General features: G+C 50.6%; 12 protein-coding genes and 1 pseudogene. 1 reads left to right on the forward strand and 12 read right to left on the reverse strand.

Translation table 11 applies throughout. The annotated features are described in order from the left end of the window. The 10 genes and pseudogenes from AB4Z33_RS23610 to AB4Z33_RS23655 form a co-directional block, all read right to left on the reverse strand. Nucleotides 1–746 (reverse strand): annotated as a pseudogene (locus AB4Z33_RS23610) (hypothetical protein); the annotation flags it as partial. A 106-nt stretch (nucleotides 747–852) separates the two neighbouring features. Then, nucleotides 853–4,092, reverse strand: a complete 3,240-nt coding sequence (locus AB4Z33_RS23615) for a UvrD-helicase domain-containing protein (RefSeq protein ID WP_442052240.1) — start codon at nucleotides 4,090–4,092, stop codon at nucleotides 853–855. Continuing rightward, entirely contained in the window at nucleotides 4,085–7,066 is a 2,982-nt protein-coding gene (locus AB4Z33_RS23620) for a PD-(D/E)XK nuclease family protein (RefSeq protein WP_442052241.1), read from the reverse strand. The genes AB4Z33_RS23615 and AB4Z33_RS23620 overlap by 8 nt, the downstream gene beginning before the upstream one ends. A gap of 136 nt (nucleotides 7,067–7,202) precedes the next feature. Then, the gene (locus AB4Z33_RS23625) at nucleotides 7,203–7,952 is read right to left on the reverse strand and encodes a hypothetical protein (RefSeq protein WP_442052242.1); all 750 of its coding nucleotides are present in this window, start codon (nucleotides 7,950–7,952) and stop codon (nucleotides 7,203–7,205) included. Next, nucleotides 7,949–8,830: an ATP-binding cassette domain-containing protein gene (locus AB4Z33_RS23630; RefSeq protein ID WP_442052243.1), complete on the reverse strand. Its 882-nt coding sequence runs from the start codon at nucleotides 8,828–8,830 to the stop codon at nucleotides 7,949–7,951. The genes AB4Z33_RS23625 and AB4Z33_RS23630 overlap by 4 nt, the downstream gene beginning before the upstream one ends. Continuing rightward, entirely contained in the window at nucleotides 8,827–9,195 is a 369-nt protein-coding gene (locus AB4Z33_RS23635) for a GntR family transcriptional regulator (protein ID WP_442052244.1), read from the reverse strand. The genes AB4Z33_RS23630 and AB4Z33_RS23635 overlap by 4 nt, the downstream gene beginning before the upstream one ends. Nucleotides 9,196–9,353: 158 nt before the next feature. After that, the gene (locus AB4Z33_RS23640) at nucleotides 9,354–10,484 is read right to left on the reverse strand and encodes a hypothetical protein (protein WP_442052245.1); all 1,131 of its coding nucleotides are present in this window, start codon (nucleotides 10,482–10,484) and stop codon (nucleotides 9,354–9,356) included. Then, nucleotides 10,481–11,353, reverse strand: a complete 873-nt coding sequence (locus AB4Z33_RS23645; RefSeq protein WP_442052246.1) for an ABC transporter ATP-binding protein — start codon at nucleotides 11,351–11,353, stop codon at nucleotides 10,481–10,483. The genes AB4Z33_RS23640 and AB4Z33_RS23645 overlap by 4 nt, the downstream gene beginning before the upstream one ends. Beyond that, nucleotides 11,337–12,134 carry a hypothetical protein gene (locus AB4Z33_RS23650; protein ID WP_442052247.1) on the reverse strand — a complete coding sequence of 266 codons (798 nt, stop codon included), beginning with the start codon at nucleotides 12,132–12,134 and terminating at the stop codon, nucleotides 11,337–11,339. Before AB4Z33_RS23650 ends, AB4Z33_RS23645 begins: the two co-directional genes overlap by 17 nt. Beyond that, nucleotides 12,112–12,687, reverse strand: a complete 576-nt coding sequence (locus AB4Z33_RS23655) for an RNA polymerase sigma factor (protein ID WP_442052248.1) — start codon at nucleotides 12,685–12,687, stop codon at nucleotides 12,112–12,114. The genes AB4Z33_RS23650 and AB4Z33_RS23655 overlap by 23 nt, the downstream gene beginning before the upstream one ends. A gap of 124 nt (nucleotides 12,688–12,811) precedes the next feature. Here AB4Z33_RS23655 and AB4Z33_RS23660 point away from each other — a divergent pair, with 124 nt between their 5' ends. Beyond that, nucleotides 12,812–13,873 carry a SepM family pheromone-processing serine protease gene (locus AB4Z33_RS23660; protein WP_442052249.1) on the forward strand — a complete coding sequence of 354 codons (1,062 nt, stop codon included), beginning with the start codon at nucleotides 12,812–12,814 and terminating at the stop codon, nucleotides 13,871–13,873. 54 nt (nucleotides 13,874–13,927) lie between these two features. Here AB4Z33_RS23660 and AB4Z33_RS23665 read toward each other — a convergent pair whose 3' ends face one another. Together AB4Z33_RS23665 and AB4Z33_RS23670 are read right to left on the reverse strand one after the other, a co-directional pair. Next, nucleotides 13,928–19,132, reverse strand: coding sequence for an alpha-amylase family glycosyl hydrolase (locus AB4Z33_RS23665; RefSeq protein ID WP_442052250.1), 5,205 nt, complete (start codon nucleotides 19,130–19,132; stop codon nucleotides 13,928–13,930). 408 nt (nucleotides 19,133–19,540) lie between these two features. Beyond that, nucleotides 19,541–25,507, reverse strand: a complete 5,967-nt coding sequence (locus AB4Z33_RS23670; RefSeq protein WP_442052251.1) for an S-layer homology domain-containing protein — start codon at nucleotides 25,505–25,507, stop codon at nucleotides 19,541–19,543. Nucleotides 25,508–25,672: the final 165 nt, after the last annotated feature.

Raw genomic sequence — 25,672 nt, forward strand, 5'->3', positions numbered from 1 at the left:
AATAAATAATATGATATTTCCCCATACTCTCTCATTACAGAATGAGTAAAAGGAGAATAAGTTAATATCATAAGTCCTATTGATAAAATAACAGTACTCAAAGAATTCCAACCAACTAAATAATCTCTTTTTACAAAAAGTACACTAATGAACATTGTTACTGAAATAATAACTAGGGAAGCGCCTAATATTACATCCAATATTCCAAGTTTCATATATCCTTGACTTAATACTTGAAACTCTCCAACAGCAACTTGGCCCCGTATACCTAATAAATCTTCACTTGTTGCCAAGCGAAGGTATATACTCGCATTTTTCTCATCATGATTTATTGGCAGCAAAACTTCATTTTTGTTATATGAATAATTTCTATATGACGAGAACACTTCTTTCTTGTTGATATAAATAAGTGCATCTTTGGCGACCAATTGATTTATAAGCAATGCAGATCTGTTATCATTGCGATCAGGCAAATCAAGCCTTAACCATGCGGTCTTGATCCCTTCAGGTATATCAGGCAAATCATCTTCATATGAAACAGGAAACCACCCCTCTGCCTGTTCGTCGGACATAATGTCCTCTATGGTAGCGTCGGGGTTGATTTCCCATTTCATTTCCCATTCGTTAATGTAGATGGTGTCGTTGTCTTCTGAGTTGGCTTGCGCATGGGTCGGTTGAACTAGAACGGATGAGAACATTGCGAATACGAATGCGATAATTACAGTATATTTGAGCAAACCCTTCATACATACACCTCAGAAAGTCGATAATAGATTGCTACTTCTCTACTAGAGTTCGACAATCTTCGGCAATGACCTTCTAGCAATTCCTTAATTTATGAAAAATATTTAATTATAGCTCCACGTATTTGTCATGATGAATGAAGTAAAGTCCCGCTTCCTTGGCCGTAAAGCCGAAGGTTTCCGTCCATTCGGTCTCATAGGCCTTCACTTGGTTTCGATAAAATTCGACAAATTGCTTCTCATTCTCTAAAGCGAACTGGTCTGTCTTAAAATCCACAATAACCCAGCCATCTAGTTCCTCGAAGACAAGATCAATCACTCCACGGATCAGCCTCTCCCGGCCGTCTTGCTCCCGCTTAATCATGAATGAATATTCGAAGTGCCTTTGAATAGCTCGCTCACTGCGTTTCCACAGGTCACTAGTGATTACTCTTTCTATAGCTGCCATTGCACGTCCGCGCCATTCCAGCTTAAGCCCCTCTTGCTCGGCAACGAGCTCGCAGTAATCTGGCAGCAGCTCAGCCTGGAGTCCTTCACCAAGCGCTTGTAAGCAGCGGTGAACCGTGCTGCCAAATGCCACGCCCCCGCCGTCTGTAGGCCTAGGCAGAGAACCTACGCCTTCTCCTTTGGCAAGCGAAGTAACACTCGTCACTTCATAGGTCGCCTCTGACGCGGCAGCAGCATAAGCTTGCCACTTAACAACAGCTCCCACTACATCTTCATCAGGACTGGATATAAGTGAAGGCGCTGTAACGGGCTTGAAAGGTTCATCTTCCAGCTCTTGCTGGCCGCTAAGCGAACTGCCAAGCAGACTCCATGGATCGATGGCAGGACGTACAGGATAACGGCTTATAATAAGCAGTTGCTTCGCTCTCGTCGCAGCTACATACAATAAGCGGTCAGTCTCGGCATGCATGAACGTCCGCTCACGCTCGGAAAGCCGTTCCCAATCCACCGGTTCACCGATTACTTCCATGTGATTGCTGTCCTTCGGACGAGATATCGTGAAGTAGCCTTGCGGAGGCTCAGACAGACGATCAATATGCTCCTTCGCGTCGTGGCTATTGTCCCCGCAAGGCGATGCGAGAAAGACGACCGGAGCTTCAAGTCCCTTCGCACGGTGCACATTCATAATACGTACCGCTTCTCCGCTGCCTGCGAATAAGCTCGTTCCTTCCATTCCGCGCGATTCCGTTAACCTCTGCAGGTGGCTTGTCAGTGAACTCCAATCCGATGCCGTCTCCGAATCAGCCCTTACCGTCTCAAGCAGCTTAAGAAGTGTGCCGCTTCGCAGTGCCCCTGTCTGACCTATTGCAGATAGCGGCAACAATCCTAGATCATGAACAATATGGGTCAATGCTGCTAACGCAGGCAGTTCGCGAACAACAGCAGTGTATTCACGCAGCTTAAGCAAAGCAGCTAGAACCGGCTTTGCATCATCACTCAACTGATCTTCCACAGCCTTCGTGTAGATCGAGATCGAGCCCGCTTCCTTGCGAAAATGGTACAAGCTGTTGTCACTCACTCCATACAACATGCCCCTCAAGACAGCTAGCAGCGGAATGCGGTTCGAGCTATCACCGACTGCTTGCACAAGCTGATATAGCATATAGATTTCTTCATAGAGAACTTCGCTGCCCGAAGTATAGGCAGCCACTCCGTATTGCTCTAGCTTCGCTGCGTATAGATTAATAAACTGCTTATGCTTCAGTAAAATCATGAAGTCGCCTGGGACAGCAGGCCGCAGCAGCGGATTTCCATTGCTATCCTTCTCTTGAATAGTAAGCTCTCCAGTACAAGCTCTTGCAATATATCTAGCGATACGGTCAGCGTCCTCTTCCGCTATAACCGCTTTGCGGTCATAATCAACCTTCGGAATCGTAATTGTGTATACGCCATGAGCTGCCCCTTTGCCCTTTGGATTAGGCTGCTGCGTTAGCATTGGAGCGAAGGCAGCCTGAGTATCGGAAGGCTGCTGGACCTTGGCGAACTTGCTCTCGAACGCATAGTTCACATAGTTACCAATACTTTGTATGGAGCGGAAGTTCCGCGTTAACTGCAGCACCTCTCCGCTCAAAGCTACTCTTTCCTTCACGAAGTTATAGGTTGATATATCTGCTCTCCGGAACCGATAGATTGACTGCTTCGGATCGCCGACAATGAATAAGGAGCCGGGACGGGGCAACTGACGTCTCCAATCTGACTCCTTCGGATCGCTTCCTGTTAGTAGAAGCATCATCTCAGCTTGGATGGGATCGGTATCTTGGAATTCGTCCACGAACAACCGTGTATATCTTGCCGCAAAGTACGCCCGCACCTCGTTATGCTCACGCAACAAGGCAGAGGTCTGCATCAGCAAGTCCTGAAAGTTCAGCTTTCCTTCGGCAGCGCGTCTCTCCCCGCAATACTTCACAGCCGGTTGAACGAAAGAGATGAGCTTCGGGTGCATATACGATCTCCAGCGGCCAAGAAATGGCCACAGCACTTTGATCTGCCAATCATGGAACTGCCCCAGCAGCATCTTCGCAGTATCCTTATCATGCCACTTCTTCTGGGTTATCTTGAGCTCCTTATCGAACTGCTTGGCGAGCGTCAATACGTTCATTTCTTGATCCATTGAGCTTAGCAGTCGCAACTTGGTTGCTTGCTGGATTAGCTTCTGCAGCTCATCATAACCGCCGACCGGTGCGTTAGAAGGGATATGTTGGTACGCCTCATCCAGCAGGGGGAATAGAGAGAGACGAATCAGATCAAAGTCCGGTCGCCGTACAGGTTGAACATGAATGTGAATATCCTCGTATTGAGACACTCGATGATAAGCAGCGCGCAAATCCTCTACATGAACCAAGTGCTCTGCGAGCTCATCGATTAACCGCTCATTCCCTTGCTCCCGCAGCATAACCAAATAATCGTCCCAGCAGTTGTCTCTGAACTGTTGGTCCTCCTCCTGCTCCATCTCGCGGAAGGAGGGATCAAGCTTCGCTTCAATCGGCCGCTCCCGAAGCAGCTTCCCGCAAAAGGCGTGAATGGTACCGATAAATCCCTCATGAAGTCGAACCATTGCCTGCTCCAGCCGTTGCTTCTCCGCTTCATCCTTGCTTGCTCGCAGCTCCTGCTCCAGCTTCATTCGGAAGCGGCTGGCCAGCTCCGATGCCGCCTTGTTCGTGAACGTTATTGCAGCAATCTGTTGCACTTCAGCGCTGCCTGACTTGATGAGCGCAAGCATACGGCCGACAACAGATGTCGTCTTCCCTGATCCGGCACCCGCCTCAATGAGCATATTAACGTCCAGGTCGCTAGCTATACGCTCGCGTGCGCGCCCATCGTCATCCACCTGCTGCTTAAGCATGACCGTTCACCTCCGTAATCGATCTTAGGCGCTCTTCATTCGCCTCATGCAGCCTCTTATCCTTGAATACTACCGCATGATTCCCGCATACCTCACGATAATCGCACCACTTGCAATGTTCAGGGTTAGCGGTAGGCGGAAACACGCCTTGGCTGATTGCTTCTATGACAGAGCTGACGAGCGCCGACAGTTCCTCTCTGCGGTTGTCGGTTTGTTCACGAATCGCTTCCTCTCCCAAGCCCTTGACCGTAGGAAAATAATAGGAGGAGGTGACGACAACAGCGTCCTTATCCAGTCCTGATTGCCGCAGCAATTGTTGTGCGGCTACGCCGTACAAAGCTAGCTGCACCTGCGTGCCTCCTGCAAAGTATACGTCTTCCTTGTACTTCTTCGGACTTCCTGTCTTGTAGTCGTAAATCTTATATTGATGCGGAGCGATCTGATCGACTCTATCGATGAACCCTTTCACAGGCATCCGCAATCCATCTGACAATTCTACCTGCAGAGGCTCACCGTTCTCATGAAGCGGAAGCTCGAACCATATAGGCATCGAGGAACGTTCAAGCTCACTCGCATAGAAAATTTCGGTATCCTGCCGAATACTTTCGCATTCCTTGTTATACACCGAAGTGCTTGGTGCCGGGATTAGCTCTGCATATTCATGAAGCGTCTCATCTGTTATGCGCGCAAGAAGCAATCGATCATGCTTTGGCGTAGACATCCCCTCTGCCAGCCCCCCAGAAGAAGCGGCCTGCAAGTAACGATCATAGATGGCGTGAAGGAGAGATCCCCTCTGCATCGCATCGAGCCATTGCGAGCGATCGAACTCGAATACCTGACTCGCACGGATTCCTAACACCTCTTGATAAAAGTATTGAAGAGGACAACGAGCGAACAGCTCTAGCCGGCTTGCACTCAAATGCGGTCTTGCCTCGTTATATGCTGCGATGGCCTCGCCGCCTGCTATGTTAATCATGCCGTCGTATGCCGACAACGACAGCCCTGTCTGTCTCGCTGCATTAGCGTGAGCCCCATCTGCCAAGTTAGGGTATAGTCGCAGCAGCGCTTCGTCCCCATCTCTGAGCTGCCCGTTCGGCGCAATCAGATGTGTCAGCATCGCATCTATACCATCCAAAGAATACGGGACTGCCGATGATCCGAAATAACGATCCATCTCGCCCATAAATTGATGCAGCGAATCATAGTCAGCTTCCCTCTCGCCGCTGAATAACCGGTAGATCTGCAGAAGCTCGAACGCCGGGTATTGCTCCGTGTTCCCCGTTATATCATAGGAGCTGTAGCTGCAATAGCAGTTCCCCTTCATGAAGCCAAAGCGGCTGTTCCTATCAGAAAGCTTAAGCTTCGTCCGAAGGTCGCTAGTCATCAGGCTTCCGCCTATACGCTCGCGCTCGAGGTCGAGGAGGATGGGGTGCTGTCGACTCTTTATCGCCCAGCTCTTCTCTGTCATTCCAACGATGAACGTATGCTTCCGGCCGCTTTGTCCCCCATCGGATAGCGACGTCACATGCACCGCTCCCGGCTCATGAATGGACGTTACAGAAGTTCGCAGCCCGCCTAACCCATCTCTGATGAATGAAATTGCTAGTTGAAGCGTGAGCACAGTCTGCTGGTCGCCCGCGCCCTGCATAAACGTTAGCAATTGTTTCATTCCGCCGAGTGCTTCCCTATCGTCCCCATTCCTAGCGATTGCATAGCTATCCGCAAAAGCAATTAATTCCTTAAGGAGAACGGCAGGCGCTACATGCGGCGTATCAGGCAGCCCTTTGAACAGCTTACCGAAGAAAACGTCCAACTGCCCCCAAATAGCGGCAGTCTTCTTCATACTCTCCAAGCTATCGTCAGCTTCATCCATCTCACTGCATCGATCTGCATAACCCTTGGCGAACTTCGCTGCGAGCTGATAACGATCGCGACCCCAGCCGATTCCCGCGCCTTCTAGCTGGCGTATGATGGGTGCCGACGAAATATCACTCGCATCATCAACCCCAATTGAAATAATTCGCCGCTTCAATGCCTTAACGATAAAATCGACGTTATAGTTCGATTCTAGAAAGCCAAGATAAGTCTCTGCCGCTTTACCGATATTGCAAAAAGAGATCGGCAGACCTCCAGAGAACGTACACTTCACGCCATACAAGCGTGAGATCGAATAGATCGCGCCGGTAAATGCCTCGACATCAGACAATATAATTTCTGTCTGATCCCAAGCCGCCTGCTTCTGCGCCATCGTTCGGAACACGCCTCTTACCTCTGCCAGCGGTCCGGCTGCATGCCGGAAAGCGACTGAAGCCATTGGCAACGACTGATCGCCTTCCAGCCATCCAATTGCCCGATCTACCCTACATAGTCGATCAGCCTCCGTCAGACTTTCAAGCATCTCACGATGTACGGCAGGCCATCCGTCAGTAGGACCCGTCACAATCCACTCTTGACGCTTCGGCAGCTTGCGTACATAAGGCAACAGACCAGCAAAGTCGCTAAGTCGATGCACGATTAAATATTGCTCATAGCGATCAAGCAGCCTTTGAACGCAGTCCCCCTTCGCCTTGGATTCGAAGTGCGAAGGCCATACGTCGCGTGCTTGCAAACCCGCATCGCGCAGTTCTGCAATACCGTCCGCGAATACACGCACGACACCCGGGGTAATATTAATTCCGCGCAGATAGGCATCTCCCGCAGCGTTCGCCTGTACAAGCAGCTTATGAACAATCCAGTAAACCTCTTCGCGGCCTATATATCGAATGCGATGCTGGGCCAGCGTCAATTCAGTCAGTTGAAGCACCCATGATGTCATCGTCCGAATGTCCGTATGCAAAGCGGCCCCGTAATCACGAACGACTCTCTCGATTAGCATGTGACCTTCCGCATGACTCTGAACGAGCAAGATTTTCCTTTGGAGCGGATTGCTCCCTATGCACCCGTATAGCTGCTCAAGCTGTAGGCCCGCTGTCATCGCTATGCTTCGACCTCCTACTGTCATTCCACTTTTTCTCAATTATAAACGTTCGAACTGACAACAGGGTGTCACGAACTCCAAAAAAAACAGCTTCTTCAGAAATAATTTCTGAAGAAGCCGCTCATTCAAATCCCTATGAAATGAGTTTGCGCTTAATCGTCACCTTACGAAGCATCAAGTAACCGGCGCCGTATAGAAGAGCAATCACGCATAACGCGAGTAGGACAACAACGAAAATACTTGCACGCTCGATATCGAAGGTGGACTGCAAAAGCGAGCCTACCCAGTCGGAGGAAAGCACTGCTTCCATTGCGAGCACAGGCAGCAAGGCAAACAAACATAACACGGTTGCGAGCTTCCAATTAAACCGATAGAAGCATGATCCGATTAACCAGCCGCTGCCGAAGTAAGCAATGAAATTGAAAAAGTACTCCAAAAAAATCCACCACGGCTGCGAGGCATCGATGAACAAATACGGACTGTTAAAGGTAATCTCCCAATCATACCGATCGTAAACCCATTTCTCAATAGGACGGCCGAGTGTCATAATGACCGCGGAGATTGCCGAATAAACAGCTATAAAGCCGCTTGCTCCCCATATAAAATATTTTCTCGTCACGCCGTTGGCGACAAAGCCCGCAATCGACAGCGGTGTCAACATAATGCCGATGACGAGTAGAAATATGCGAGGCGAGGTGGATGCTCCCTCCCATATGGCTTGCGCATCAATATCGTTCCCGGCAAGCGCAGAAGCATTATTAATAATCTCAATGACCACATACATGCATATGAAAATAACCCAGTAGATGCTAAGCGACCATCGGTAGGCATGCATTAATTTGAGCGCTACGTTAATCGCTGGATGCCTTCTCTTCCGATTCATTGCTCATCGCCCCTTCGTTTCGTCATATGGACAAACAAATCTTGCAGCGATACCGGCCCCAGATCAAGACCTTCTGCGATCGCCCGCCCTCTCTCCGCCTCGTTCAACACGCCGAAAACCGTTACGGATTTCGTTCTGCCTAGCTTCTGCTCGCCAAGCACGGTCATGCCGTTCACGAATCGGTCCACGCTTTCAGCCGGTCCCGTCACAGCCGTTCCCTTCGCCCGCAGCGTCTCCGTTTCCTCATGCACGATAAGCTTGCCATGGTCAAGAATCAGCACCTCTTCGAACAGCGAAGCCACCTCTTCAATGAGATGAGTGGATACAATAATCGTGCGCGGATGAGCCATGTAGTCGTTCAGAAGCTGTTCGTAGAACATGTAACGTGACGGCGCATCCATCCCGAGATAGGCTTCGTCGAATATCGTAACCGGAGCTCGGCTTGCAAGACCGATCGTGACGCCGAGAGCAGACTTCATGCCGCGCGAGAGCTCCATGGCCTTCTTCTTCATCGGCAGATCATACGACGCAGCGAGCTTACGCGCGTACTCGTCATCCCAATTCGGCCAGCAGCTTGCCGCAAGCTCGAGTGCATCGCGTACGCTGAATGCGTCGCTTATATGGCCGCTTTCTTGAATGAAGCACACCTGCTCCATTATTTTCGCGTTTTCGAAAGGCGCCTCGCCGTCGATCGCAACCGAACCGGCCGTCTGGAAGCGGAAGGAAGCGAGAATGGACAGCAGACTTGTTTTCCCCGAGCCGTTGCGCCCCAGTAAGCCGTATATTTTACCCCCGTCGAGCTTGAACGTCAGGTCGTGCAGCGCGGTGAACCTCCCATAACGCAATTGCAGCTTATTCACCTCTATGCTTAATGTCATGCCTCATCCCTCCCCTTCACAGATTCGATTCGTTTAATAATGTCGCTCACCGGCACACCGATTTTATCCGCTTCGGCCAGCATCTTGTCGACAACCTCCTCGAAGAACACATCTCTTCGCTGAACGAGCAGCGACTGTCTTGCCTCTCCGCTCACGAACATCCCAATCCCTCTCTTCTTATACAATATCCCTTCGTCAGTAAGCAATTGAAAACCCTTCGCAGCCGTTGCTGGGTTAATCCGGTAAAACGAGGCATATTGGTTAGTAGACATGACTTGTTCGTCCTCTTGCAGAACGCCGCTTATGATGTCCTCTTTGATCTTATCCGCGATTTGTTGGTAGATGGGGCTACGATCGTCGAACACGCTATCACCTCTTTGCTTATGTGGTTCATTAGTTATGTAACTAACCATACAACCATTCCGATTCCTTGTCAAACCCCATTTTGCAGAACTCGTCCAACTCCTCCAACGAAAAAGAGGCCGTTCCCCTTATTTCATTGGAAACAGCCTCTGTCGAACAATTATATAACCTCTTTACGCCGCATCGTTCCGTATAACAACGACAGACATAATACGATTAATGCAACCATAACCGCAATCGCAACAAACGGATAAAGGACCGGGAGACCGAATACATTTATCGTCGAGAAGTCCATGAATAGTACCTCTACCGCCATTACTTTCGTCATGCTGAATTGCAGGATGGAGGTTAACCATGTAATATCGATTTTTAGAATGTTCACAATAACGATGGGCAGCGCGAACAAGGTGCCGGATATCAAGAATGACAACATCGTATGCCGGCACAGCGCCGATACGAGCAGGATGACCGCGACTAGGCCGACAGCGCCTAACAGATGCATGCCAAGCTGTACGAAGCCATACGTTGCAAGGTCCATAGCGTAAGGTGAATGGCTGTACTTAAACAGCTTTTGCATAGGGGATTGCCATCCGCCGCCCCCGTATTTATTGATTTGATGAATGATGCTAAAGACTTCCCAGATGAAGACGACAAGAGCTAGATACATCAACGATGCCATGATTTTTGCACTGACGAGCTGTTTTCTTCCCAGCTTGGAGCTGAGTTGAAACTGGTCCATGCCCGTTGCGTATTCATTTGAAAAAATCGAAGCCAAACCAACGAGCAGCATCGCTCCGCTTATGACAAGTCCGAACGTATTCACGAAATCGATCACTTCGCCCGCTCCGCGGCTGTAATAAAATTGGTTGATCCTGAAGCTCTCCAGCATGCTTAGATGGAGCTCCGCCTTTCTTTGCTCATAACCTCGCCCGCCATTTTGCTCCGCCGTATACAGATACTCCTTCAGCGCTTCGGCCTTCTCGGCACGCTGCATCTCTCTGAAATGCAGATTGCTTATCGCCTCGAGCACTCCCGCATTCATCCGATCCTCCTCGCTCCATTGAATATCTTCTCCGTCGTATTTAGCAGAAATAGCCTGCCAGGCAGAATCAGCGCTTTCGACTTTCTCCTCCGTCAGCTCGCCCTCCCACGATTGGTAATCAGACGTGGAGGAACCGCCGAACTGGCCGCCCATGCTGAGCGTAATAAGAAAGAGCATAACGACCAATGCGATATAGATGCTTTTCTGACGAAAGATTTTATAAAGTTCGAACTTCACCAGCGCTTTCATTTCGGGGCCTCCTCGTCAAAATAATATAAGTACAGATCTTCCAAATCAGGGGTCGCTTCTGCCGCCCGCTCATCCGGCTTATGCTCGGACAAAATGCGTACAGAGATCCGGTCGCCGGCGTTAATGAGGCTGCTCACCTTATGGCGGGCCTGAAGCGCGCCAACCTCGCCAATGCTTGCTTCGATCGTCCATACCTTGCCATGCAAACGGTCTAGCAGCTTTTGCGGCTCCGCCTTCTGGATAAGCATCCCATTCTTCATGACGAGAATTTCCTTGGCCACATATTCAATGTCCGACACGATATGCGTAGAGAGCAGCACAATGCGGTCTGCCGCTATCGTCTGGAGCAAGTTGCGGAAGCGGATGCGTTCCTTCGGATCTAATCCTGCCGTCGGCTCATCGACAATAAGAATCTTCGGATCGTTAAGGAGCGCTTGGGCGATGCCCACCCGCTGCTTCATGCCGCCGGACAGCTTACCGACTTTCTTCCGCTTCTCCGCTGTAAGATGCACAGCCTCAAGCAGCTCGTCTATTTTCAGCTCTGCCTGCTTTTTGTCCAATCCTTTCAGCGCTGCAATGTAGAATAGGAACTTTTGTACGGTGAAATTTCTGTACAGCCCCATATGCTGCGGCAAGTAACCGAGCAGATCGCGGTAACGCTCATTCATGACACTTATATCGACGCCGTCGAGCAGAACTCGCCCGGAGCTTGGTCGCAAGACCGATGCCAGAATACGCATCAGCGTTGTTTTGCCAGATCCGTTCGCGCCTAAAAAGCCGTACAGCCCTTCGGTTAATTCACAGGTTACGTTCTCGAGCGCTCTCTTCCGACCGAATTGTTTCGATATTCTTTCAATGGATAATTTCAAAATAATCACCTCTTCTAAAACGTTTCGTCTGCCATGCAAATACGACTATTGCTGCCGCCGATACTGTGGCATAGAGCGATGGATGAAGCCCATTCATAACGTTATACAGCTCTTCGCTGCTCATGATTCCGATGATACTGAATAGCCATAACGTTAGCATGACTGCAGTGCTGACAGCCCCGCGAACCCGGCAGGCTACGCTGAAACCGATGCTCGACACGACGGTGAACGGCGCGACCCAGTACATGAGCAGCTTCGTGAGTACGATCGGTTCGCCGAACATGCCGAATGCTGTAATAAGCAATGAGCTAAGCAGCACGTTGTAGCCGCCAATAACAACCATCTTCGCAAGCAGCAATTGTTGCGCCGAATACTTGCAGCTCATTTCGAGCTCGATTAGCCCGTCATCGCGTCCTCTGAAAATTTCCAGCAAGCCGATGAGGAAGGGGACTGGAGCAAGCAGCATCAAAATCGTGTATGGATCGCCGTCCTTGTAGCCCCAAAAATACAGGCCAGCTAAAAAAAACAGCACATTGATAAGCCAAAAACCGGACCGAATATGCAGCATCGTGAAAAGGTCCCGCTTTATCGGCAGGCGTCCCTTAGTTGAATGTCGCAGTTCAGGCGAAATCACATAGGGCCTTAGTGTATCAATCGTGCGGACAATGGCATCCTCGCTTGGGTATTCAACGGAATAATCGTCCAGCAGCAGCTTCATTTCTTCATCCAGCTCCAAGAGTTCATCCTTCGCCTGCCGTTCAGGTACGGTGCGTTTGCTCATAATCTTCCCTCCTAAGCAGTTTCTTCAGCTTGTCCACGCCTTGCTTGAGCCTCGCCTTAACCGTCGATTCATTCGCTCCAGTAATATCAGCGATCTCGCGGATTCTCAAATCATGATAGTATTTAAGCAATATCGCTTCGCTCTGCATATCCGGAAGCGTGCCAATCGCCTGCTTCAAGCGCTGTCTCGATTCCTTCTTCTCAAAAATATAAGCAACTGACTCGCTCTGCTTCGAATCGAGCCGCTCATCATACATCGTGCTATTGGCACCATGTCGGTAGGACGCGGATCTGTAATAATCACGGCAATGATTGACCGCAATCGTGAACAGCCAACTGCTGAAGCTGCCTTTGCTTGCATACGCCTGAATGCTGTTCACCATCTTCACGAATACATCCTGGGTCAGATCATAAGCCGTATGGCTGCTGCTCGTCTTACGATACATATAGGCGTATATTTGCTTGTAGTATCGCCTTACGAGTACCTCCATGGCAGCTTGTCCGCCGCCTTGAATCTCCTCAATTAACTGTTCGTCTGTCGGCAATTTGTTCACCTCGGCTAGTAGAACGGATAGGATTGCAGAAAAGTTGTATGTGGCTTCATCTTTTTGTAAAACGTTTCTCTATTGTGGGATAATAAAGAGTATAAATAGATATCGAGGCAGGAAGGAGCAACCAATGAGCTACAAAACCAACAACTCGCGATCGCGAGCAGGAATTATTTATTCTATCGCGCTGCTGCTTCTTGCATGCATGCTGTTCATACCGCTTCCTTATTATATCTATCAACCGGGCACCGTAGAGAATATTGGGGATTACGTCAAAGTGGAGAACGGTGCGGCTTCGCAGGAAGGCAGCTTCAATCTGACGACCGTCTTCAGCTCCAAGGTTAGCAACACCTTCACGCTGCTGTATGGGCTGCTCGCCCCGGATACGGAAGTCCGCAAGGCAAGCCAGGTTCGAGGCAACCTTACGACTTCACAATACAAAGCGCTGCTCGAACATATGATGAAGCACTCGCAAAATAGCGCCGTTGTAGCGGCGCTCGAAGCTTCGGGCAAGCAAGTTCCTTTGAAGTATACGAGCATATTCGTACAATCGATCTATGCCGGCTCCAAGGCGAAGGGAATTCTGTTCCCGGGAGATATTATTAACGAGGCAGACAGCAAGCCTATTACGAAGCTAGACGATATGCTTGCTTTACTTGATGCCGGGAAGAACCCTGGCGACACGATCACGCTAGGCATACTACGCGGAGATCAGCAGCTCAAGCTCGATGTTGAACTTTACGGCCTCCCTGGAAGCGATGTGACATCTAGCAAGGCGTATCCGCGAATAGGACTTGTAACGGAGGACCAGTTCAAGATCACTCCGCCTATTAAGGTCGAATTCACTGTAGCGAACATAGGCGGACCTTCGGCAGGATTGATGTTCGCCCTCGAAATTGCGGATCAACTAGACCCGGCTGAACTAACGCATGGCCTAACGATTGCCGGCACCGGTACAATCGATACAGCCGGCCATGTCGGTCAGATCGGGGGCATTCGCGACAAGATCATCGCAGCCGAGCGAGCTGGAGTGGATCTATTCTTCAGTCCAGCGGATGTGAAACCGACCGATAGCAACGAAAAAGATATTTTGGACGAAGCCAAGATGCGGGGCTATGATATAACGATCGTGCCCGTCAGCACTTTGGACGAGGCACTGGATTACTTAAGTCATCTGGATACCTCAGCATAAACAATAAGAAGCCCCGAACCCAGCTCCTGCGAGCTTGGTTCGGGGCTTTACGAATTACGAGAGCTTGCCTGACTTGTTCAGCAGCTCGATCATCATTTTCGCGACTTGCTCGCGGGTAGCGGCAGCATTCGGAGCGAAGCGATCATCGCCTACACCGTTAATGATACCAAGCTTATAAGCTGCTTCAATGCTTGCGACTGCGTATGGTGATGCTTCGTGTATGTCCTTGAACTTGAATTCAGCTGMGCCTGCAGAAACCGCGGGCGAAGCCGATCCAACTACAAAGTAGTAAGCCCGAATGACCATTGCTGCCAATTGCTCACGAGAAATGACCTCATCTGGCTTGAAGCTGCCGTCCTCATATCCTTGAATAATACCAAGCTTGTTAAGCTCCTCCACATAACCGGCATAGTAGGCATTGTCAGACACGTCGTTGAACTTGCCTCCAACAGCAGCAGCCGGCTTCAAGCCGAGCGCTCGCCCTAACAAAGCAGCGAATTGGCCGCGAGTTACCGTTCCCTTCGGATCAAAGCGGTCTCCACCGACTCCGCTCGTAATATGGCGGGCAGCCAACAGCTCGATATAAGCTTTCGCCCACCCTTCCTTCACGTCCGAGAAGCTCTTGTTATATTGCATAATGACATACTCACTGAAATGTTCCGTGCTAAACGTAAGAATACTGCCTATTAGCGTTCCGCCTTTAAACTCCAATGTGCCGTCTTCCTTCACGTAGTAAACGCCTGTCTTCAGCTTATTCGTAATGAGCGCCAGCTCATCCGCGCTAAGCGTTATGCTGATCTGCACATCTGTACCGAAGCTGTTCACGTAAGCTGTCTCGCCAGCTCTATTGACGAGCTTGACGCCAAAGCTATAGATTTCGCTAATTGCCGCATAACCGCTATCCTTGGCCGCAATAGCCGATTTCAAGCGCGCTTCCGCTGTCTCTTCCAACAAGCTGCGCGATATAACCGCATATTCAGCCCTATTTAACTCGGCTCCGCTTAGCGCTCCTGCGGCTATCTTAATCGTCATGCCCTCGTATACGAGCTCCAAATCCACGCCAGCCTCACGCGCTTTCTCAAGCATCGCTGCCGGAATGCGCACATCAACTGCTTCGCCAGCAGCGACCGCAGGTATATGGACCTGCACCTTGCCTTCGCCGCGCGCGGCCGCATCAATCGCAGCTCCAAGCTGATCGGCTGCCACCGTTGCCGTCCGCAAGCCTGCATCTCCGCTTACCTCAGCGATTACCTCAACCGTCGAACCAACCGGCACTTCCGGCACAACACCGCTATTATCTCCCGACACTTTAGCTGGGCCGGCTATAACGAAAGTTCCGCCATCTAATATACTTGGTAGCGTCACAGTAACCGTCTTGTCGCTCGCAACCACTAGCGGCTGTCCGCTGTATAACTCCTGAACCGTTGACCCTGCCTTGTAAGGTACGGAGAACGTCACCTGCTTCTCATCCGTCTTGGTCGAAATGCCCACGTATACGCTTTGACCCTTATATGCCCGCTCGAACAAAGTGAAACCAGCTTCATCGCTTCCCGCTACCTGCGTTCTCGTTCCCTTGGAGAACACCTTCGAGTATTGCGCGCGGATATTGAGCATTTTCTTATAATGGTCGAAAATATGATTGTAAGCCGGGTCGTCCAAACCGTCCCAATTCAGATCGTAACGGTTCTCGTTCACGTCGCCCGCACCCATATCTTCAGCCTTCACGCCCGATTGCCCAAGCTCTTCACCGTAATAAATGACCGGTTGGCCCTTGGCCGTAATTTGCAGCGAGGCTGCAATCTTCTGCTTAGCTTGCACAGCCGCGAGCATCGAAGGCTCAAGCGTTCCCTCGCGGAACTTCTGCTTGTCCTCATCGCTAAGCAAGCTGATGAGGAATCCCTCCTCGTCGTGGCTGCTAAGGAATTGGCCGAAGGTCGCCGTGTTGTCAATCATTTCGTCGCGTTGCGCTAGCTCCTGCTCTACGCTGTTTATTCGGCCATCGACGAAATCTCGCGCAATGACCTTGAATTGGAAATCAAGCTCGGAATCGAGCATGCCGCTTCGCAAATAACCGCCATCGTTGTTCACGCTTGCGCCGAAATTTTCACCAATAAGCTTGAAATCCGGCTTGATCTTCGTCAGCGCGTTTTTGAAGGCCATCCACGTCGTATTCTCGACATGCTTCACCGTATCGACACGGAAGTAGTCAATCGTATTGCCCTTCGCCGTCATCGACTTCTCAATCCAATCCGTCTGCCATGCTACGATCTGCTCGCGCACTTCAGCAAGCTCGGTCTTCAAGTCTGGCAGCTCGGCTAACGAATAACGAACGACGGGATCCTCATCCTCATCGCGCAGCATGCCTGCGAACACCTGCTGCTCCTCGGCTGTCGGCAAGTTCGTTAATCCAGACCATCCGCTTGCTAATGCGTCCAGTCCGTAGCCGGTATGGTTAAGCACAACGTCTACCATAATCTTGATGCCGCGCTCATGGGCCGCGTCGATTAGTTCCTTGAAGTCTTCCAGCTCGCCCAGATGCTCGTCAATCGATGTAAAATCCTTCGCCCAGTAGCCATGGTAGCCATACTGTTGACCGTCGAAATCGACGCCCTTGTTAAAGTCGATATTATCGACAATCGGCGTAATCCAGATCGTATTGATACCGAGCTCATCCAGATAGCCGAGCTTCTCGGTAACGCCTTTGAAGTCCCCGCCATGATACGTTTCAAGATGCGAGGTATTATAGTTCTCGCCGTTCGGGTCATCATTCGATGGATCTCCATTGAAGAAGCGATCCGTCAGCATGAAATAAATGCGTGCCTCATCCCAATCAAAGTCGTCTGCTCCGCCAACCGTTTTTCTTGTTGCCACACGTACTTTAGCGGTATGCATATGCTTATTTCCATAGATATCAATGGCTGTAATCGGTATGTTCTTCAGACCGGTCGTTACCGTGTCCTTCACCGCAATCGTCAGCTCATTAAGCTGAGGGTCAATGAAGGTCACCGCATTGCCGCCAATCGATCTTAGGTCTGCATAGAGACCCGTCATAGGGGTATCATCTTCGGCGGTCAACGCTATCTTCAATACCGCATTTTCATTGTACGAAATCGTAGAAGGGCCTACTTCCGACGTCATGCTTACAGCTGGCTGCTTATACGTCAACGTAGATACGCCATCTACCGTGTTGCGAGGATCCGTTACTTCTGTCGTAACATCATCCTTCGTAACAAGATAAGTATAGGTTAGCGTCCCTTCAGTAAGGGCATTTAACCTATAGCTGAATCTTTCATCCTCCGCATCGTAAACCATCGGGTATTCGCTATCGCCAATCTTCAGCTTCACGCCATCGATCAAATGCATCTCTTCAGCCTCGAACAACGCATCGTCCCTGTAGTAGAAGGTAGCCCCGCCATCCGCCAATACAGGCGCAGAGCTTGCCGGCAGTGTGCGGAATGCACCTTGTCCGCCGGTTACGATGACCTTCGTCAGCGGCTCCGTGCCGGTAACAATTACTCGGTCAAAATTCTGATCGATGACAGCGGTCTCCCAATCAAAGCCTTTGCGCAGCTTGAAGCCCATTTGCTTCGTCTGCTCGCCAATCGCTATATCGGCAACTGCCTTGCCATTATCGAATTTCGTGAACAATACAGTCCCGTTCGTCTTACCCGTATCCCATGTCCAAATGTTCCAATCGGTGTAGTCCGCATCCTCACGAATATATTGGAACCGTACTTTCCGCTGAAGCGGGATTAAATCTTCAATAACCGGCTTTTCGTAAAAAACGGTCGATATCCCTTCAACGATCCATCCCTCTACGGAATTGCCGCTTTGAATCGCTACTTTGCGAGTCGAGTCTTGCTGGGACCAATCATTGTTTTGCACAGACAACCTCGGAATCACATTAATCTCCGATTGTTGGAACTTGTACGCTCCTGTCGCATAGCCTTCATCTGTCGAATCCGTAAACGAATACCCTTGGCCGTTCACCCCTTGAGGCCACAGCCATAGATTCCAATCATTAGCCGTGCCATCGAACCGATAATAATGAATCGTGAATGTGTTCATCTTCTCGACGATCGAAATGATTTGTTTCTCCATATAGCCATCATACTCTGCAACAACGGTGACTGTACCGCCTGCCTCTGCATCCGCAGCCGCAACCAGGCTATTGCCTACGATAGATATTCCATCAACGGGCTGCTCCAAGCTCCAGACAGGTGTTACGGCCGTTGCTGGCGTATTGTCGATGCTCTGCAGATTAGCCGTAAGCGGAAGCTCTGCTCCTTGCTCAATCGCACTCGGATTATTTAAAATAAGGCCAGGAACGACAGCTTTGGAATTGCCTCCGCTCGTAAGCGGGTTAAGCGAATCCAGCAGATCTCCTGTCCAGCTGCCATTATTCGGCACGAATTTGTATTCATACATGCCGGCAGCAAGCGGTATCGTTACACTGAATACACCATCCGTCTTCGCCAGCGGAATCGCATGATCAATATCCCATCCGTTCATCGCGCCTACTAAGTAAAGGGACGGACCGTCGTATACAACATTGAACGTTACCGTGCCGTCCCCGTTAATGACCGGACTCGACAGCAGCTCGTCAACGATTCGAATCGTACGCGTGACCGACTTGCCGCCGCCCGATTCACCAATCACATCCACCGTTCCCGCAGTCGCCGTTTCATCAACGATTAACGTGCCATCACTAATCGTTACGCCATCCTTAGGTGCTGCCAGCGAATAGTCAAGCTCCTCCGTATCATCCTCATTGCCTGTAAAATAGACGCCGGTTAACGTTGTCGTACTGTCTGTCAGTACTTCGAACGGTGCATCAAACACAATGCCAGGCACGGCAACGCCTGGATTGCCACCCTTAATAATCGTCGTATTAAGCGGATCTCCATGCCAGGTATTTCCTGGATACGACGCAAGTCCATAGGCATACCATCCAGCAGGGAGCTCTGCCGTGTAAGACCATATATCGTTGTTACCCTTCGTGAGCTCGCGCTCGTTCCAGCCGCTGAACTCCCCCTTCACGATAATGCGCTCTTTGCCTGGAATCCCGCTCGCTGTTCCATCAAAATAAAAGGTAACCTCCGCCCCCGTATCCGACGTCGTGCCGATAACCAGGCTTTGCAGCGTCTGCGCTTCTGGCGGATCTTGCGCGTAGACCGCCGGGGCCGCCCCTGTGATAGCGCTTACAAACATGACCAGCACCATAAACCTGGCAGCACTTTTCTTAAGCATTCGTTTCATCCCACGCTTACCTCCTCATGTGATAACTTCTATGTTCCCCCACAGTTGTGCAAACGTTTGTGCAACTTCTTGAAAATAACGCCAACCTCATCCATCCAAAGATAAAGTAAGCGCTTTTATTTCCTGAAGCTAGTGTACAACAAGATGGATTGTTATTAAATGGTGATATTCTATCGAAATCCGCCAAATTCATAAAGTAACCGTTTACAATTTCAACCAATCACTTGTTATCTTCGTTTTCCTTTAATTATCATTTTCATAAAGCTCAAATCATTCCGATTCAAATTCTCTTTTAGCAAAACTCATCTCCATCAATGTGCAAACGTTTGATCATTCGCTAATTCTCGACAGTCGGCCCCAAAAAGAAGATGGCGAACGAGGTATCCCCTCATTCGCCATCCATCCTATTTATTTCGCGAAATACGCGATTATCGTCGCGATTTCTGCTCTTGTGATCGTTTTCTTAGGTCGTAGTGTACCGTCTTCATAGCCTTTGATAATACCTGCTTCAACGAGAGCCGTCAACGCTTCCCTTGCCCAAGGCGAGACGCCTTCCAAATCGGCGATCTTCGTACCACCCGTTGATGGTGCAGGAAGACGATCCTTCACTGCGCGATATAGAATGACGAATGCTTCCTCTCTCGTCATTTGCTGTCTTGGCCTGAAGCTGCCATCCTCGAATCCCTTCACGATACCCGCTTCTGTCAAAGCTTGAACATATGAGCCGTACCAAGCATTGGCTACCGTATCGGTGAACGATAACGATGGGCTTGTTGGTGCTGCCAAACCGAGTAAACGGAACATGACCGCCGCATATTCGGCACGGGTCATGCGCGCATCCGGCTTGAAGCTGCCATCCGGATAACCGCTTAATATCTTCTTTCCGGACAGTTTATCGATTGCTTCACTAGCCCAATGATTTTTCGTATCCGTGAATGGTGATTGCGGCTGCGAAGGTTCAGTAGGATCCGTCGGATCTACCGGAATTTCCGGTTCTGTCGGTTCTTCGGGTTCTGTCGGTATTTCCGTCTCCCCATTGCCGTTGCCATTGCCGCTATTCGGGAGATCGCCTACGGCGAAGCCCCAAATATCCGAAAGCGTATAACCGCTGTTCGCGTCTTCGGCAGCTACATACCATTCATAGTAGCGATTCTCTTTCAAGCCGCTCCAAGTAACGGTAGCTTCCGAGCCGCTTGCTGCATTTTGAACCGTACCGATCTTCTGATCCGTATACACTTTGACGCCAAAATAGTCCGTCGCTACCCGTTTGTTCATCTCTCTGAGATCAACGTCCATATCGAACTCATCCTTGCCTGGATACTCAGTCGGATCGTAGTAGTTATAGTCGTCCAAGTAAGGCGAATACGTCTTCATATGGATTTGGTTGTTCTTCAGATCAAACTGCATCAAGCGAATATATCCGAGTCCGCCCATCTCTGCGCCTTGATAATCGGCCAACATTTGATACACTTTGCGGTCCGGCGTTCCGTCCCCGTTGTCGTCAATCTCGTCCACGAGCGTCTCGGCGTCATGGTAATGGCCGGAGAGCGTAGCGATGACGTTCGGATTCGGTACGACGACGCGCTCATAGATTTTATCCGCAATCGGTGCGCGATTGTTCGATACGAGCATGTATTCATGGAAGGCCAGGATCGCCTTCCGATCCGGATACGCCGCGACAGCATCGTTGACCCATTGAATCTCGTCGTCGCCGATATTCCAGCCCATATACACGATGATGAAATCGACGCCGCCAGCGGAAATCAGGTCGTAATGGCCGCGGTTATTTTGATACGAGCCGCCGTAGTGCGGTTCATCCTTAAAGCGGTCTTCCCCGTAATGCTTCCAATAGTAGCTGTAATCCCCGGTTTGATGCGACACGTCATGGTTACCGGCAAGAACGCCGTAAGGCATGTTCGCATCCTCGAGTACTTTCATGCTTTTGTTCGCTTCCGTCCATTGATAAGCCTGATCGGCGTCGTCAACAATGTCGCCCGTATGGATGACATATTTGATGTTCATCTCGTCTTGGCTGTCGACGATCCAATTAACGTTGCCCTCATAAATCTCCGGATAGCTCTCGGAATAATATTGCGTATCCGACATCCATACGAACGAGAAATCATATTCGTCCTGCGTGACAGGCAGCTCATCCTGCACCATCGCATGAATGACGCCGCCAGCGTTGTAATCGCCGGCCTTTACTTGCGCGCTAAGCGTAAAGTCTTCTTCACCGGCTATTTTATAATCCAGCAGTGCCCATTTGCCTGCCTTCTGATCCCATGCATAAAGGCTGACTTTGCGCCCCTCCAGCGACTTGCCGCTCCACTCGATATCGACGAGATCGCTCGCCTTCACCGACGAATCCAGCTTCATGTCGAAGCGATGATACGGGAACTGGTTAACGGAATTGTTGACGAGATACTCGCCATCGGCTTTCGCAATCTTCGCATAATCTTCCTTTGTGAACAGCTGCTCCCCGCCTGGCTGAAGCTGCTTCGGCGGCTCTGTATCGGAAGCGCCCGAATAGGCCGTGAAGCCCTGCTTGCTCAGTGCATCAAAGTTAAAGCCTTTATAAAACGTCAGCTTAAGCATATCGCCCATCGGATCGGTTGCCTTTACCGTCAGGTTGACGCGATTCGCCGTCAGGCTGGAACCGTTCAGCGGCGCGATAAGCTCCGGCTTATCCGGATTTTCATTCGGCACGTTGAACGTAATCGTACGCTCGCTGGCGTTGCCTGCTTGATCTGTCGCTTTGACGGTTAGCGTATGCTCTCCGCTCGTCAGCTTTCCGGAAGATGTCGCGTACGGAAGCTCGATCGCTTCTCCGTCAAGAGCAGCCGTTACCGACTTGACGCCAGCCAGAGCATCGCTCACAACAGCATCGATAGTCAGTTGACCGCGGTAAGTCTCTCCGTCTTGCAGCGAAGGCGTAATCGTAGGAGCCGTGTTGTCGACCGTTACTTCAGCCGATACGCTGCTTGCCCCGCCGGCGGATACCGTTACCGTATGCTTACCGTCGGTAAGCTTTGTCGTATCCCAAGCGAGCGCTTTGGAGCGAAGCATGTCTTCTTCAAGCGTCAAGTTGAACTCGATCGCCGGGAATTTGCCCGCGCTGTCACCCATCTTGATATCCTTTGACTTATCGGCATACAACGAATCATAGATAACTGTGCCGTCCGACAGAACCAGCCGCACATTGCGCACCTTGAAGTCGTCCTTGTTCTCCTCCGGACGGTTATCGAATGGTCCGGTCTTCGTTCCTGCGCGGATAGCGATCTTATTATCGCCCAGCTTCAGCCTGTCGCTGGCGATTAGATAATTAAGCGTCGTATAGGTGTTGATTGGATCCATGAACGTATAGAGGATTTCCTCACCCATCGTAACCGCGTTTTTGAAATAATAATTGACCTCGGCCGCTTCGAAGGCAAAGTACGCGTCATGCTCAAGCGCACGGTACGTATCGCTTTGAACGGCTTCGTCCACGGTAAGCGTCAGTGCGTCCGCATCCTCGCTCTCGGAAGTCGCTTTCAGCTCGAATATGCCGGACACGAGCTTGCCGTCCTTTGCATTCAAGCGCAACTCCGAACGATCGGATCCGCCCGTAATGTTGACGCGTACAGGAGCAGATTGCTCCTTATGGGTACCATCGGAAGCCTCGAAGTAATATTCGACGTAGGCTTTGCCTACCATTTCCGGCGAAGCCACGGTGAAATGGAACATTTTATCATCGTAATCCTCGTACAAGTAATGCTTCGTATAACCCGCATCGGCGTTCGTTTTCACATACACCGTCACTGTCCGAACTTCGCGGTCGTCCCGAACGTCGGCAACCAGCTTAAGCGTCTCGGACTCCGCGACCTCCGTTAAAGCCGTTACATCATCGATGACTGGAGCATTCGTATCCGCCGTCAAACGGATAGGGTCGGCAGGCTTCTGGATGACCTCTAACGAACCTGGCGTAGCCGCTTTCGTGCCTACGCTATATTTGAACGATTCGACGGATCCATTCCTCGGGTATGCATAATAGATGCCTTTGCTGTCCGACGTTTCGCCAGGAAGCGCCCCGTCATAATAGACCGCTGATACTTCCTTATGCGTATTTGTCCCAATGACAACGCCACGTCTGGAGCCGTTCGCCATCCCGTCGGAATACACCTTGAATAGCGACTCGCCTTCCACAAGGTCAACGCCGAACTGCGCGTTGAAATCCGCTGCCGTTTTAGCCGTATTGGCGCTGTTAATGACCCAGAACACGACGGAGCTTTCTGCTGGAATCGTAATGTCCTCGCGATCCGTTGGCCAGATGACGTCCGCCGAAGGACCGGAGTCCGTATACCGGTAGTAGAGCTTATAATCTTGGAAGTTGATATCTTCCGTGGTATTGTTATAAATCTCGATAAACTCGTAGCCGTCCGCGCTGCCTACGTTCACGCTGTTCGGCAGCAGCTCCGTTATAAGAAGCGGAGGTACTTTGTTCGCATTAAATACAGGGAAGCCGGTAACCGGCAGCTCGTAATGCTCCGATTCAACCGTGTGGACGCTATCCTTGGCTTGCACGTAATACTCGAGCTTGGATTCGACTTGAGCCGCCCTTGGAATAGATGCCTTGTATACGCCGCCGCCAGTCGTCGTCATTGCGGCAGCCGTATAATATTGCTGCGATTCCGACTTATAATAGAGCGCAGCCGATACCGGGTCGTCGGTCTTTCCTTGGTCGCTCTCCGCATTGGCGATCGCAACCGTAATCGCGGCATCGCTGCCTAGTTGAACGCCTGCCGAAGGCGTATGCGTAATGACCGGCGGCATATTGCCGCCCGGCGGAACCAATTGCTCCGCAGCGACGCGGCCCGGCGTCGCTGCAGCCGTGCCCGCGCCGGCCATCATCAGCATGCTTGTCCCGCTAATTGGGACGCTATAGAAAATCCCTTTGTCAGGTACGGTCTGAGCGTCGTTCTCATACGCGGCGGACACGATTTCTTTGCCGCTCTTGCTCTTAACAACGAGCGTCCTCGGGCCGCCATTTGCCATGCCTCCCGTTTGAGCCAAACGGAACAAATCCACGCCCTCCGCGAGCGCCGCTCCTCCATAATTCGCATTGAACATATCTGCGGTTGCTGCGCCGTTATCCGCATTTATAACCCATAAGACGATCGCATCGCGTGCAGGAATGGTCACTTCATCCGCCGTCTGCAGCGGCCAACGCGTATCCGTGCCGCCATTGCGGTAGTAGAGTTCGTAATCATTCAAACTCACCGCTTCGGATGAAGGATTATAAAGCTCAATAAACTCATAACCATCCGATGCTCCTACATTCGTTGAATCGGGAACAAGCTCCGTGATGAGCAAGGAGAGTTCCTCCGGCTCATTAGCAGGCTCCTCCCCTTCCGGCGTGACGTTCACATCGTACGTCTCGGAGACAACAGACGGATCGCCAGATTCGTCCTGCGCCTCGATGTAGTAAGAGAGTACGCTATTGTCCGCGAACGCTTCGTGCGGAATCATCGCCGTCAAACTGTAGTCCGTACCGCTAGCTCTAACTATAGTTTCTCCGCCTAGCTGCGTGTACTCGGATTGCTCGTCAGTCTTATAGTACACCGATGACGTTACGGTTCCGATATAATCGGTCAGCTCGGCCGTGATCGTATAATCGGCAAGTCCCGTCTCTGCAGCAGGCGCATGAACGATAGCGAGTGAAGATTCATACGAAGCGCCAGAGCCTGAAGACTCGTCAGGCACTTGCCCCGCTTCGGCGAGACCAGGAGTAGCGGCCTTCGACCCCGGATTCGTCATCATTCGCATCTGAACCGATCCGTCGATCGGATATTTGTACAGAATGCCTTTGTTCTTCACCGTCTGTGCATCATTCTCGTAGGATGCCATCGCGATGATTGCGCCACCTGCGTCCTTGATTAAGATGTCGCGAGGTGAGGAGTTGTGCAACCCTCCGCCGCCGTTCAAGCGGAACAAGGATACGCCCTCAACTAAGCTTGTTCCGTAGTTAGTGTTAAAATCAGCCTCAGTAAACGCGGTGTTCGAAGCATTCATAATCCAGAACGCCACCGACTGATGCGCCGGAATCACGATATCCCCATCGGCATCCGTAGCATTCCAAGGCGTATCTGTCCCGCCATTCCGATAGACGATCGAGTAGTTGCCATCAAAATCAATATTCTCATCTGTATTGTTATAAACTTCAATAAATTCATAGGCATCGGTTGCAATCGTAGGTGATATATTTTCGCTATCAGGCACCACCTCTGTAATCAACAGCTTCGGTATTGAATCGTACGGTACGGGTACCGCGCCTGCCGGAGCAGGGATTAATCCTAGCGTCATGCTGCCCAGCAGCAGCATTGCCATTCTTTTTCTCAACTTGTTCAAAACGTAAAGCACCTCTTCCATTCTATTTTCTAGGTTAGTTCGCACGTAGGCTCAGTAGTGCATTTTACAGACCTTATGTATGAGAGGCGTTAACGTTCTATGAAAAGTTTGTAAATGGATTTATAATAACGACTAGAAAGTGATTAGGAGGATTAT

Source organism: Paenibacillus sp. 2TAB19, from assembly GCF_052115185.1.
GTDB lineage: Bacteria > Bacillota > Bacilli > Paenibacillales > Paenibacillaceae > Pristimantibacillus.

Excerpts from the sequence above, each read along its gene's own strand:
- AB4Z33_RS23615 (WP_442052240.1), bottom strand. The coding sequence starts at position 4,092 with ATGCTTAAGCAGCAGGTGGATGACGATGGGCGCGCACGCGAGCGTATA.
- AB4Z33_RS23620 (WP_442052241.1), bottom strand. The coding sequence starts at position 7,066 with ATGACAGCGGGCCTACAGCTTGAGCAGCTATACGGGTGCATAGGGAGC.
- AB4Z33_RS23625 (WP_442052242.1), bottom strand. The coding sequence starts at position 7,952 with ATGAATCGGAAGAGAAGGCATCCAGCGATTAACGTAGCGCTCAAATTA.
- AB4Z33_RS23630 (WP_442052243.1), bottom strand. The coding sequence starts at position 8,830 with ATGACATTAAGCATAGAGGTGAATAAGCTGCAATTGCGTTATGGGAGG.
- AB4Z33_RS23640 (WP_442052245.1), bottom strand. The coding sequence starts at position 10,484 with ATGAAAGCGCTGGTGAAGTTCGAACTTTATAAAATCTTTCGTCAGAAA.
- AB4Z33_RS23650 (WP_442052247.1), bottom strand. The coding sequence starts at position 12,134 with ATGAGCAAACGCACCGTACCTGAACGGCAGGCGAAGGATGAACTCTTG.
- AB4Z33_RS23660 (WP_442052249.1), top strand. The coding sequence starts at position 12,812 with ATGAGCTACAAAACCAACAACTCGCGATCGCGAGCAGGAATTATTTAT.